Source organism: Pseudomonas sp. C7.1 (genome assembly GCF_056312395.1).
On record NZ_JBWDTL010000003.1, the window covers coordinates 941,047 to 952,573 of the forward strand.

The following is an 11,527-nucleotide window of genomic DNA, read 5'->3' on the forward strand; positions in this document are numbered from 1 at the left end:
CCTATCAAGGATCTTCCATGGACCCGAAACTACTCGACATTCTCGCCTGCCCCTTGTGCAAAGGCCCGCTGAAGCTCGCCGCTGACAAGAGCGAGCTGATCTGCAAGGCCGACGCGCTGGCTTTTCCGGTACGTGATGGCATTCCGGTGATGCTGGAAAGCGAAGCTCGCACCCTCACCGTCGACGAGCGTCTGGACAAGTAAATGAGCACTGCCTTTACCGTTGTGATTCCGGCGCGTTTCGCCTCCAGCCGCCTGCCGGGCAAGCCGCTGCAGGATATTGCCGGCAAACCGATGATTCAGCATGTCTGGGAGCAGGCCTGCAAAAGCAGCGCCCAACAGGTGGTGGTGGCCACCGACGATGCACGCATCGTTGAGGCCTGCCGCAGCTTTGGTGCGCAGGTGGTACTGACCCGCGTAGACCACAATTCCGGCACCGACCGTCTGGCTGAGGTGGCTACGGCGCTGGGTTTGGCGGCTGACGCTATCGTGGTCAATGTGCAGGGCGACGAGCCGCTGATTCCACCGGCGATCATCGATCAGGTGGCGGCTAACCTGGCGGCCAATCCACAGGCGGCGATTGCCACCTTGGCTGAGCCGATTGAGGATGTGCAGGCGCTGTTCAACCCCAATGTGGTCAAGGTGGTCAGCGACAAGACCGGCCTGGCCCTGACCTTTAGCCGCGCGCCGCTGGCCTGGGCGCGGGATGCTTTTGCCAAGCGTCGTGACGAGTTGCCCGCAGGCGTGCCGTACCGCCGTCACATCGGCATCTACGCCTACCGTGCGCAGTTTCTGCATGACTTCGTCGCCTGGGGCCCGTGCTGGCTGGAAGACACCGAGTGCCTGGAGCAGCTGCGTGCGCTCTGGCATGGCGTGCGTATCCATGTCGCCGATGCCCTGGAGGCTCCGCCTGCCGGGGTCGACACCCAGGAAGACCTTGAGCGGGTTCGTCGCCTGCTGGGGGCCTGATGCGCGTTCTGTTCGTCTGCCTGGGCAATATCTGCCGCTCGCCCACTGCTGAAGGCGTGTTGCGTCACAAGCTGCGCGAAGCGGGGCTGGAAGGGCGCGTTGAGGTCGATTCGGCCGGCACTGGTGATTGGCATGTGGGTAAGGCGGCGGACATCCGCACACGCCAGGCCGCGCAGCCGCGCGGTTATGACCTGTCCGCACTGCGCGGCCGGCAGGTCAAGGCGGCGGATTTTCACGCCTTTGACCTGATTCTGGCGATGGATAACAGCAACCTGCATGACCTGCAGTTGCTGCGGCCGGGCAATGACGCGGCCGAGCTGGACCTGTTTCTGCGCCGTTACCAGCTGGAACTGGATGAAGTGCCGGACCCCTATTACGGTGGTGAGGCCGGATTTGCCCAAGTGCTGGATTTGATCGAGCAAGCTTGTGATGCCTTGCTGGTCGAACTGCGGGGGCGGCTATGACGTTGCCGGTCCGCACTCAGGTATCGCTAAAACCCTATAACAGCTTTGCCGTCGAGGCCCAGGCCAGCCATTTTGCTGAAGCCGAAAATGATCAGCAGGTACGCGATGCGCTGAGCTATGCGCAAACACAACAGCTGCCGCTGTTGTTGCTCGGTGGCGGCAGCAATCTGCTGCTTACCAGCGACGTCGATGCGCTGGTGTTGCGCGTGGCCAGTCGCGGTATTCGCGTACTGAGCGATGACGGCGAGCGTGTTGTGATCGAGGCAGAAGCGGGGGAACCCTGGCATCCGTTTGTGCAGTGGACGCTGGCCCGCGGCTTTGCCGGCCTGGAAAACCTCAGCCTGATTCCCGGCACCGTGGGCGCGGCCCCGGTGCAGAATATCGGTGCATATGGGGTCGAGCTGAAAGACCTGTTTGCCGGTTTGACCGCCTTGGATCGCCACAGCGGCGAGCTGCGCGAGTTTTCCCTGCAGGACTGCGCCTTTGCCTACCGCGATAGCCTGTTCAAGCGCGAAAGCGGACGCTGGGTCATCCTGCGGGTGCGCTTTGCCTTGAGCCGCGCGGCTGCGTTGCATCTGGATTACGGTCCGGTACGCCAGCGTCTGGTGGAGCAGGGTATCAGTGCCCCTACAGCGCTGGATGTCAGTCAGGCCATCTGCGCCATTCGCAGCGAAAAATTGCCGGACCCGGCTGAGTTGGGCAATGCCGGTAGCTTCTTCAAAAATCCGTTGGTGTCGACTGAGCTGGCGCAGCGTTTGCGCGCCGACCATGCTGATCTTGTGGCCTATGCCCAGGCGGACGGGCAGTTCAAACTGGCCGCCGGCTGGTTGATTGATCGGGCGGGTTGGAAGGGCTTTCGTGAGGGTGATGCAGGTGTGCATCGTCTGCAGGCGTTGGTACTGGTCAATTATGGCGCTGCTACAGGTGCGCAGTTGATGGCACTGGCACAGCGTATCCAGGCGGATATCGCCCAGCGTTTTGCGGTGGAGTTGGAGATAGAGCCAAACGTGCTGTAAAGCGTTTGGCGGCAGGCCGCGAACAGCGTGTTGATCGCGCGGTAATAAACGCTAGAACGCAAAAGGGGATGCCGAAGCATCCCCTTTTTTATGCGTGAAGCGGATCAGATCTGCGGTTTGACCGCTTCTTTATCCTGCTCGTCAGCTTCTACTTCAGTAAACAGCGAGCTTTGCGGCTCCTGGCTTACGTCTGCGTCTGCTTGCACTGCTGCTTCGGCCTTGGGTTCGACGGCTTCGATGCTTGCAGGTGCTTCGGCTGCAGTTTCAACTGCGGCTTCGACAACCACTTCTGCAGCCGGCTCTTCAGCTACCGGAGCAGCCTGTACGGCAGCAACTGGCGCTTCTGCAGCTTCGCGGGCCAGACGCTCGGCTTCACGCTGACGACGACGCACTTCGCGCGGATCGTTCGGTGCGCGACCGTTGCTGCTAACGGCGACCGCAGGTGCAGCTTCAACTGCTACCGCTTCAACCACGACAGCTTCAGCAACTGCAACTTCGGCAACCGGCTCGGGAGCGGTAACCACAACGGGCGCTTCAACAACTTCTGCGACCGGGGCAGGCGCCTCTACAACAGCAGGTACTGGTGCAGCTTCACTGACTTCGGCGACATATACAGGCGCTTCGCTGGCTTCGACAACCGGGCTGCTTACCGCTTCTACAACAGCGGTTTCAATAACGGTTTCAACAACAGCTTGCGGCGCTTCAGCTGCAACGACTTCGCGTGGCTGCTCCTGCTCGACAACTGCCGGTGCTGCTTCAACAGTCGCTGGAGTGGCTTCGTTCGCGTCAGTGATAACGGCGGCGGTCACGGCTGCTGCAACTACTGCGTTGTCGGCATCGGCCGGGGGTTCTGCACCTTCTTCGCTGCCTTCGATCGGGTTGCCATTGGCATCGCTCTGGCGCTCGCGACGATTGCTGCGACGACGCTGACCACGGGAGCGGCGACGTGGGCGATCGCCACCTTCGTTGCCTTCCTGCTCATCGTCCTGCAGCGCTTCTTCAGCGTTCAGTGCTTCTTCATCGGCGGTTACTGCGGCCTGTTCGGCGCGTGGCTGGCGCTCTTCACGCGGTGCGCGCAGCTGGCGCGGTTCGCGTTGCGGGCGTTCGGCACGCACTTCTTCAGTTGCTACGGCGGGGCTATCGCCCTGAACAGCATCCAGCGGCTCACGCAGTTCGCGCGGCTGGCGCTCTTCACGTGGCTTGCGGTCGCGTGGCTGACGCTCTTCGCGCGGTGGGCGCGACTGACGTACTTCCTGCGGCTCGCGAACTTCTACGACGTCACGTGGGCTGCGTTCTTCGCGCGGTGCGCGGTCCTCGCGCGGCGCACGCTCTTCGCGTGGGGCGCGTTCTTCACGTGGAGCACGTTCTTCACGGGCGACGCGTGGTTGACGCTCTTCACGCGGTGCGCGTTCCTCACGTGGGCCACGGTCCTCGCGCGGCTTGCGTTCTTCGTTATTGCGGCCGCCACGGCTGCGGTTTTGCTGGCGACCGTTACGACGCTCATCGCTGCGCTGTGGGCGTTCGCTGGTTTTCTTCTCGGTGATAGCAGGCTTTTCTTCTTCCTTGCTGGCGAACAGGCTGACCAGCGACTTGACCAGGCCCTTGAACAGGCTTGGCTCAGCGGCGGCAACTGGCTGTGCGGCAACAACGGCTTCAACCGGAGTTGGCGCGGTACGCTGCGGTGCGGTCTTGATTGCGGCTTCCTGGCGAACCAGGGTGCGCGTTGCGGCAGCCTGCTTCTCTTCTTCCACTTCAACAGTCGCCATTTCATAGCTGGACTGAGTGGACTGAGCTTCCGGGCTGTCGTCGCGGATGCGGGTGACTTCGAAGTGCGGGGTTTCCATGTGATCGTTCGGGATGATTACGATACGGGCACGGGTGCGCAGTTCGGTTTTGGTGATCGAGTTGCGTTTTTCGTTGAGTAGGAAGGCGGCAACTGGAATCGGCACTTGGGCGCGAACTTCGGCAGTGCGGTCTTTCAGGGCTTCTTCTTCGATCAGGCGCAGAATCGCCAGCGACAGCGATTCAACGTCGCGGATGATGCCTTGACCGTTGCAGCGTGGGCAGACGATGCCGCTGCTTTCACCCAGGGACGGACGCAGACGTTGACGCGACATTTCCAGCAGGCCGAAACGCGAGATACGACCCACTTGTACGCGGGCACGGTCAGCTTCCAGGCTTTCACGGACTTTTTCTTCAACGGCGCGTTGGTTCTTCGCCGGAGTCATGTCGATAAAGTCGATAACGATCAGGCCGCCGATGTCACGCAAACGCAGCTGGCGAGCGATTTCTTCAGCCGCTTCCAGGTTGGTCTGCAGGGCAGTTTCTTCGATGTCGCTGCCTTTGGTCGCACGCGCCGAGTTGATGTCGATGGACACCAGGGCTTCGGTCGGGTCGATGACGATAGAGCCACCGGACGGCAGTTTCACTTCGCGCTGGAAAGCGGTTTCGATCTGGCTTTCGATCTGGAAGCGGTTGAACAGCGGAACGCTGTCTTCATACAGCTTGATCTTGCTGGCGTACTGCGGCATCACTTGGTTGATGAAGCTCAGGGCTTCCTGCTGCGCTTCGATGCTGTCGACCAGTACTTCGCCGATGTCCTGGCGCAGGTAGTCTCGGATGGCGCGGATGATCACGTTGCTTTCCTGATAGATCAGGAAGGGCGCGGCGCGGTCCAGGGAAGCTTCTTTGATAGCGGTCCAGAGTTGCAGCAGGTAGTCGAGGTCCCACTGCATTTCTTCGCTGCTGCGGCCCAGGCCGGCAGTGCGCACGATCAAGCCCATGTCGCTAGGCGCGACCAAGCCATTCAGTGCTTCACGCAGCTCATTACGCTCTTCGCCTTCGATGCGGCGCGAAATGCCACCCGCGCGCGGGTTGTTTGGCATCAGTACCAGGTAACGACCGGCCAGGCTGATAAAGGTGGTCAGGGCGGCGCCCTTGTTGCCACGCTCTTCTTTCTCGACTTGAACGATGACTTCCTGGCCTTCCCTGAGCACGTCTTTAATGTTGACGCGGCCTTCGGGGGCCTTGCTGAAGTATTCGCGGGAGATTTCTTTGAGCGGGAGAAAACCATGGCGTTCCGAGCCGAAGTCGACGAAAGCGGCTTCCAGGCTAGGTTCTACGCGGGTGATTTTGCCTTTGTAGATGTTGGATTTTTTCTGCTCACGGGCACCGGACTCGATGTCCAGGTCGTAGAGTTTTTGCCCATCTACTAGGGCGACACGCAGCTCTTCGGGTTGAGTTGCGTTAATCAGCATTCTTTTCATGTAATACCGTCGGTTTCCGGTGCTGGCGGAAGCGGCGTTCGGCACACACGACTTCAGGGGTCGGTGTTGGGTGCGTCAAGAACGGTCGTAAAGCGTTCCAGTGTCTAGCGGGATCAGCCTGTTTTGCTGGGCCGCGACGGACGTCTCCTGCTCGCTGTAAATAACAGAAAGCACTAAGTCAGGAGGAGGAATCAGCTGTTGGTAGCGGACGAGATAAAGCGTCTTGGTAAAGCGAGCTGCTACGCGGACCAACAGTTGTACATCTCCACCCTACACGTATCGCTGAAACTCGGGTGCCGCTCGCGAAAATCCGCAGCGGGTTAACTATTACCGCAACTGTCCAGAGGGGCAGGTTGCGCATCATGGCTTAAAGGCTTTATTTCCGAGTTATTCACAGCCATGAAGGCTTTTCTTTCGTTGAATAACCCGTCGGACGGCCTTACGTCCCAAATGGGTTGCGTTGGTTGGGGATGGCAGTTTTAGCGATCATCCGCAAACCAGGCCGCTTTTGGCGGCGTCCCGACTATAGCAGCAATGATTAAGTGCTTCAATTCAATAAAAAAACCCCCATAAAAAACTGTTATGATTGCGTGATGACGACTCCTACCTCTCCGACCTCTGGCGTTCAGCTACTTGAGGTTGCGCCGGAACTTGCCGGTCAGCGCATCGATAACTTTCTCCGCACTCAGCTCAAGGGTGTGCCCAAGACTTTGATTTACCGGATTTTGCGTAAAGGCGAAGTGCGCGTGAATAAAGGTCGGATCAAGCCCGAATACAAGCTGCAGGCCGGTGACATTATTCGTGTGCCGCCACTGCGCTTGGCTGAGCGCGATGAGCCCGAGCCCCTGGCGCAGGGGCTTTTGCAGCGCCTTGAGGCGGCGATTGTCTATGAAGACAAGGCGCTGATCGTGCTGAACAAGCCGGCCGGCATTGCTGTGCATGGCGGGAGTGGCCTGAATTACGGGGTTATCGAGGCTTTTCGTCAGTTGCGCCCCGATGCCAAGGATCTGGAGCTGGTGCACCGCCTGGATCGCGACACCTCGGGCCTGCTGATGATTGCCAAAAAGCGCAGCATGTTGCGTCACCTGCACGAAGCCCTACGAGGCGATGGCGTGGACAAGCGCTATATGGCGCTGGTGCGCGGCAGCTGGGCGACCGCCAAAAAGCAGGTCAATGCGCCGCTGCTCAAAAGTAATCTGCGTTCCGGTGAGCGCATGGTTGAGGTCAATCCTGAAGGTAAGGAGGCTTTGACCATTTTCCGTGTGCTGCGCCGCTTCGGCGAGTTCGCCACCCTGGTCGAGGCTAAACCGGTGACCGGGCGTACCCACCAGATTCGTGTGCATGCACAGCATGCTGGTCACTGCATTGCCGGTGACAGCAAGTACGGTGATGACGATTTCACCAAGGAAATTCGCGGTTTGGGCGGCAAGCGCCTGTTCCTGCATGCCTATGAATTGGTCGTGCCGCTGCCTGAAGGTGGTCAGCTTAAGCTTGCGGCGCCGGTCGATGAGATGTGGGCGCGGACCCTGGAGCGTCTCGGTGCCTGATTCTCAGATGCGAGGCTGTCAGGAGCGTCGCTACCAGCTGCTGATCTTCGATTGGGATGGCACGCTGGTCGATTCCATCGGTCGGATCGTCGCGGCGATGCACCTGGCTGCTGATGCTTGTGAGTTGCCGCGCTGCACGGATGAGCAGGTGCGCGGCATTATCGGTCTGGGTTTGCCTGAGGCGATTCGCTGCCTGTACCCAAATATGCATGATGCAGATTTGGCGCAGCGGCTGCGGCAAAGCTATAGCGAAAACTACTTGGCCCTTGAGTCCGAGCCTTCGGCTCTGTTTCATGGTGTGGCTGAAGGTTTGCAGGCGTTTCGTGCCGAGGGTTATCGCTTGGCGGTGGCGACCGGCAAGGGGCGGCATGGTTTGCAGCGGGTGCTGGCTGATCGTGGCTGGTTGGATTATTTCGACTACAGCCGCTGCGCCGATGAAACGGCGAGCAAGCCCGACCCGCTGATGCTGCACGAAATTCTTGCGCAAAGCGGCGTTGCTGCCAGTCAGGCGTTGATGATCGGCGACTCATCCTTCGATCTGTTGATGGCGCAGCGTGCAGGCATGGATTGTGTTGCGGTGGGTTATGGTGCGCAGCCGCTACAGGCGCTGCGTGCGTGTCAGCCAACGCTGGCAATAGAATGTTTTACCGAGTTGCGCGCCTGGCTAGGTCGGCGTGCGCCTAATTCAGTCAGTTGAGGTGGTTTTGCATGGCAGATGAATGGAAAGCGTCGGCGGCGGCTGATGGCGACGGAAAAAGCTGGAAGTTGCTGGAGAAGACCCTGCTGGCTGGAGTGCAGGAGCAGCGCCGCGCGCGGCGCTGGGGGATTTTCTTTAAGCTACTGACCTTTATTTATATCTTCGGCGCGCTGGCGTTGTTCTCGCCCATGCTTGCGATGAAAAAAGGCGCATCTACTGGCAGTCATGCTGCGGTGATCGAAGTGCGCGGCATGATTGCGGATCAGGAGTCGGCCAGTGCCGACAATATCGTCAGCAGTTTGCGTGCGGCGTTTGAGGATACCAGCACCAAGGGTGTAATCCTGCGCATCAATAGCCCGGGCGGCAGTCCGGTGCAGTCGGGCTATATCTATGACGAAATTCGTCGCCTGCGTGCCGAATACCCGGCGATTAAACTGTATGCGGTGATTACTGACCTGGGGGCTTCGGGTGCCTATTACATTGCCAGTGCGGCCGATGAGATCTACGCCGACAAGGCCAGCCTGGTCGGCTCCATCGGTGTTACTGCTGCAACCTTCGGCTTTGTTGGGGTGATGGAGAAGCTGGGTGTTGACCGTCGTGTGTATACCTCCGGTGAGCACAAGGCGTTTCTCGACCCGTTCCAACCGCAAAAGGCGGAAGAAACCGAGTTCTGGCAGGGGGTTCTTGAAACCACTCATCGTCAGTTTATTGCCAGTGTTAAGCAGGGGCGGGGTGAGCGTTTGAAGGATGCTGATCATCCGGAGTTGTTTTCGGGTCTGGTCTGGTCGGGTGAGCAGGCGTTGCAGCTGGGCTTGATCGATGCGTTGGGTAATACCAGCTATGTTGCGCGCGAAGTAATTGGCGAGAAGGAAATCGTCGACTTCACGGTGCAGGAATCGCCGTTCGATCGCTTCGCGAAAACTCTGGGCGCCAGCATGGCTGAGCGCATTGCTCTGTGGATGGGGTTTCAGGGGCCGGCGTTGCGCTGATTGTTACGGTGTTCTGAACGGGCCCGGTCATTTGATCGGGCCTGTTCGTTTATGGGATATCGATTCCAGCGGCCAGCAGCATATCCACCAGGCGAATCAGGGGTAGGCCAATCAGGCTATTGCTGTCGCTGCCTTCAGTGCTGCGAAGTAGGCTGATGCCCAGGCCTTCGGCCTTGAAGCTGCCGGCGCAGTCGAAGGGTTGTTCGGTGGTCAGGTAGCGCATGATTTGCGCTTCGCTGAGTGGGCGGAAATGTACGGTAAAAGGTACGCAGTCGGTTTGCTGTTGGCCGGTGGCGCTGTTAAGCAGCGTGAGGCCGGTCAGAAAGGTCACGCTGTTGCCGCTGGCGGCCATTAGCTGCTCGCGGGCGCGCTCCAAGGTGTGCGGTTTGCCGAGGATTTGCGTGCCAAGTACCGCGACCTGGTCTGAACCGATGATCAGGTGCTGCGGGTGGGTTGCGCTCAGTGCCTGGGCTTTTTCCTGCGACAGGCGGCGCACCAGGGTATCTGCGTCCTCATTGGGCTGTCGTGTTTCGTCGATTTGCGGCGCGCTCCAGGTAAACGGCAGGCGCAGGCGGGTGAGTAGTTCGCGTCGGTAGGGTGAGCTGGAGGCGAGCACCAGAGGCAGCACGGCGATTTCCTTCTATATAAATAGGGATTGCAGGTGATGGTCGATTCTAGCCGTCGCCCCATATGCTGGACAGGCCGAATTTCCTTTGACAGCGGCCGGTTGCATCCCTAGAATGCGCCGCCTATGTCAAATGGCCCGATTCCACCTCACGTTGATCCGCGCAAATTAGCCGATCGCAGCGCCACCCTCGAAGGTGAGCTGCAACTGTCAGATTTGCAGCGCCTCTGCGGCCCGCTTGCCGATAACCAAGGCATGGTGCGTACGAAGTTCTTCTTCGAGCGCGACGAGCGCAATGCTGTAGTTTTTCACAGCGAGCTTGAGGTTGAAGTCAAGATGGTTTGCCAGCGTTGTCTGGAGCTGGTCACCTTACCGATCCACAGCGCGTGTGATTACGCTGTGGTGAAAGAGGGTGCGAATACCCAGTCAGTGCCGCAAGGCTATGACGTGATTGAGTTGGGTGAAGACCCATTGGATCTGCTGGCGTTGGTTGAGGAGGAGCTTCTGCTTGCCTTGCCCATTGTCCCGGCTCATGACCCTAAAGATTGCCAGCAGCCGGCCGGTCTCGAAGAGCCCGAGTCGAGCGAGGACGAGGTAACGCGGTCCAACCCGTTCAGTGTATTGGCGCAGTTAAAGCGTGACCCAAACGTTTAGGAGTTAATTAGTTATGGCTGTTCAGCAGAACAAAAAATCCCGTTCCGCCCGTGACATGCGTCGTTCGCACGATGCTCTCGACGCCAGCACCCTGTCGGTAGAGAAAAGCACCGGTGAAATCCACCTGCGTCACCACGTATCGCCAGAAGGCGTTTACCGTGGCCGTAAAGTGATCGATAAGGGCGCTGACGAGTAAATCTTGTCCGCTCCGATCATCGTGATTGATGCAATGGGTGGGGACTTCGGTCCCCACTGCATTGTTCCAGCCTGCATCTCTTGCCTGGCTGAATACCCTTCGTTGCACCTGGTCCTCGTCGGCCAATCCTCTCTGCTTGAATCCTTGATTACCCGCTATCCCGGCGTTGACCGTGCACGTCTGCGTGTTGAGCATGCTGGCGAAATTATCGCCATGGACGAACGGCCGGCGCAGGCGCTACGTGGCAAGCCGGATTCGTCGATGCGTATCAGTCTTGAGTTGCTGCGCAGTGGTGCGGCGCAAGCCTGTGTCAGTGCCGGTAACACCGGCGCGCTGATGGCGCTGTCGCGTTATGTGCTGAAAACCCTGCCGGGGATTGATCGGCCGGCCATGATCACGGCTATTCCGACGCAGGCGGGCTTCTGTCATCTGCTCGACCTGGGCGCCAATGTCGATTGCAGTGCTGAGCATCTTTATCAGTTTGCTGTAATGGGCTCGGTTACCGCCGAGGCGCTGGGTGCGGTGCGTCCGCGTGTGGCGTTGTTGAACGTGGGCACTGAAGACATCAAAGGTAATCAGCAGGTCAAGCTGGCGGCCAGTCTGCTGCAGCAGGCGCAGGGCTTGAACTACATCGGCTTTGTCGAGGGCGATGGGTTGTATCGCGGTGAGGCCGATGTGGTGGTGTGCGACGGCTTTGTCGGCAATATCTTGCTTAAGTCCAGCGAGGGGCTGGCGGCGATGATTGCCGGGCGTATTGAGGCGCTGTTCAAATCCAGTCTGGCTGCGCGCATGGTGGGGGTTTTGGCGTTACCGCTGTTGCGGCGCTTGCAGGCTGAGCTAGCCCCGGCGCGGCACAATGGTGCGAGTTTTGTCGGGTTGCAGGGTATTGTGGTGAAAAGCCATGGCGCAGCCGGGCCGGATGGCTTTAAAAGCGCTATTCGCCGAGCATTGCGGGAGATTGAAGAAAATCTGCCGCAGCGTTTGCAGGGTCGCCTGGGCGAGCACCTGCTTTAGAATGTGACCGCAGCGGGTAGCCTGTCATCCAACTGTCAGTTTCTTGCGCTTGGCTAGGAGCCTATCGGACTTAACACTGTTCTACTGCGGA

General features: G+C 59.4%; 12 protein-coding genes. 10 read left to right on the top strand and 2 right to left on the bottom strand.

Annotation, left to right across the window (positions count from 1 at the left end):
• Positions 1 to 17: 17 nt before the first annotated feature.
• The 4 genes from AC0T4W_RS07695 to murB are packed head-to-tail and all read left to right on the top strand — an operon-like array spanning position 18 to position 2,448.
• Complete coding sequence (locus AC0T4W_RS07695) at positions 18 to 203, top strand: Trm112 family protein (RefSeq protein WP_436069991.1); 186 nt, start codon at positions 18 to 20, stop codon at positions 201 to 203.
• Positions 204 to 968, top strand: a complete 765-nt coding sequence (kdsB, locus tag AC0T4W_RS07700) for a 3-deoxy-manno-octulosonate cytidylyltransferase (protein ID WP_476318221.1) — start codon at positions 204 to 206, stop codon at positions 966 to 968.
• Positions 968 to 1,432 (top strand): low molecular weight protein-tyrosine-phosphatase, encoded by a 465-nt coding sequence (locus AC0T4W_RS07705; protein WP_476318223.1) that lies wholly within the window; start codon positions 968 to 970, stop codon positions 1,430 to 1,432. Before kdsB ends, AC0T4W_RS07705 begins: the two co-directional genes overlap by 1 nt.
• A complete protein-coding gene (gene murB, locus AC0T4W_RS07710) occupies positions 1,429 to 2,448 on the top strand; it encodes a UDP-N-acetylmuramate dehydrogenase (RefSeq protein ID WP_476318225.1) in 1,020 nt (339 codons plus the stop codon). The genes AC0T4W_RS07705 and murB overlap by 4 nt, the downstream gene beginning before the upstream one ends.
• Before the next feature lie 104 nt (positions 2,449 to 2,552).
• Here murB and rne read toward each other — a convergent pair whose 3' ends face one another.
• A complete protein-coding gene (rne, locus tag AC0T4W_RS07715; protein ID WP_476318227.1) occupies positions 2,553 to 5,714 on the bottom strand; it encodes a ribonuclease E in 3,162 nt (1,053 codons plus the stop codon).
• 593 nt (positions 5,715 to 6,307) lie between these two features.
• On the opposite strand from rne, the gene rluC reads away from it, so the two are divergent.
• Genes rluC through AC0T4W_RS07730 form a run of 3 tightly spaced genes read left to right on the top strand, consistent with a single transcriptional unit; the run spans position 6,308 to position 8,947 of the window.
• Positions 6,308 to 7,261: a 23S rRNA pseudouridine(955/2504/2580) synthase RluC gene (gene rluC, locus AC0T4W_RS07720; protein WP_476318229.1), complete on the top strand. Its 954-nt coding sequence runs from the start codon at positions 6,308 to 6,310 to the stop codon at positions 7,259 to 7,261.
• A gap of 7 nt (positions 7,262 to 7,268) precedes the next feature.
• A complete protein-coding gene (locus AC0T4W_RS07725; protein WP_476323510.1) occupies positions 7,269 to 7,958 on the top strand; it encodes an HAD-IA family hydrolase in 690 nt (229 codons plus the stop codon).
• An 11-nt stretch (positions 7,959 to 7,969) separates the two neighbouring features.
• A complete protein-coding gene (locus AC0T4W_RS07730) occupies positions 7,970 to 8,947 on the top strand; it encodes a S49 family peptidase (RefSeq protein ID WP_476318231.1) in 978 nt (325 codons plus the stop codon).
• 49 nt (positions 8,948 to 8,996) lie between these two features.
• Here the strand turns inward: AC0T4W_RS07730 and AC0T4W_RS07735 are convergent, their stop codons facing one another.
• On the bottom strand, positions 8,997 to 9,575 hold the full coding sequence (locus tag AC0T4W_RS07735; RefSeq protein ID WP_476318233.1) for a Maf family protein: 579 nt from the start codon (positions 9,573 to 9,575) through the stop codon (positions 8,997 to 8,999).
• Between the two features lie 123 nt (positions 9,576 to 9,698).
• Between AC0T4W_RS07735 and AC0T4W_RS07740 the strand changes: the two genes are divergently transcribed.
• From AC0T4W_RS07740 to plsX, 3 genes are read left to right on the top strand one after another with little or no spacing between them, the layout of a single operon-like run.
• Positions 9,699 to 10,226: a YceD family protein gene (locus AC0T4W_RS07740; protein ID WP_476318235.1), complete on the top strand. Its 528-nt coding sequence runs from the start codon at positions 9,699 to 9,701 to the stop codon at positions 10,224 to 10,226.
• A 13-nt stretch (positions 10,227 to 10,239) separates the two neighbouring features.
• Positions 10,240 to 10,422 (top strand): 50S ribosomal protein L32, encoded by a 183-nt coding sequence (rpmF, locus tag AC0T4W_RS07745; protein ID WP_079201670.1) that lies wholly within the window; start codon positions 10,240 to 10,242, stop codon positions 10,420 to 10,422.
• Positions 10,423 to 10,425: 3 nt separating this feature from the next.
• The gene (gene plsX, locus AC0T4W_RS07750; protein WP_476318237.1) at positions 10,426 to 11,436 is read left to right on the top strand and encodes a phosphate acyltransferase PlsX; all 1,011 of its coding nucleotides are present in this window, start codon (positions 10,426 to 10,428) and stop codon (positions 11,434 to 11,436) included.
• Positions 11,437 to 11,527: the final 91 nt, after the last annotated feature.